This window comes from Streptomyces sp. SP18BB07, assembly GCF_036322545.1.
Classification (GTDB): Bacteria; Actinomycetota; Actinomycetes; order Streptomycetales; family Streptomycetaceae; genus Streptomyces; species Streptomyces deccanensis.
The window spans coordinates 1-322 of sequence record NZ_JAQYWT010000287.1 but is presented as its reverse complement, the minus strand read 5'-3'; the positions used below and the strand labels follow the sequence as shown (position 1 = coordinate 322).

Below are 322 nucleotides of genomic sequence, written 5' to 3'. Positions count from 1 at the left end.
GTTCGGCGGCGTCCTACTCTCCCACAGGGTCCCCCCTGCAGTACCATCGGCGCTGTAAGGCTTAGCTTCCGGGTTCGGAATGTAACCGGGCGTTTCCCTCACGCTATGACCACCGAAACACTATGAAACACTCAACCGCACCACCCGTGACCTGGGCGGGGTTGTTCGTGGTTTCAGAACCAACACAGTGGACGCGAGCAACTGAGGACAAGCCCTCGGCCTATTAGTACCAGTCAACTCCACCCATTACTGGGCTTCCATATCTGGCCTATCAACCCAGTCGTCTACTGGGAGCCTTACCCCATCAAGTGGGTGGGAATAC

At 57.1% G+C, this 322-nt stretch carries 2 rRNA genes; both read right to left on the bottom strand.

Annotation, left to right across the window (positions count from 1 at the left end):
- Window positions 1-117 (bottom strand): 5S ribosomal RNA (rrf, locus tag PUR53_RS15980).
- Window positions 118-203: 86 nt separating this feature from the next.
- Window positions 204-322: ribosomal RNA gene (locus PUR53_RS15975) — 23S ribosomal RNA — on the bottom strand; the annotation flags it as partial.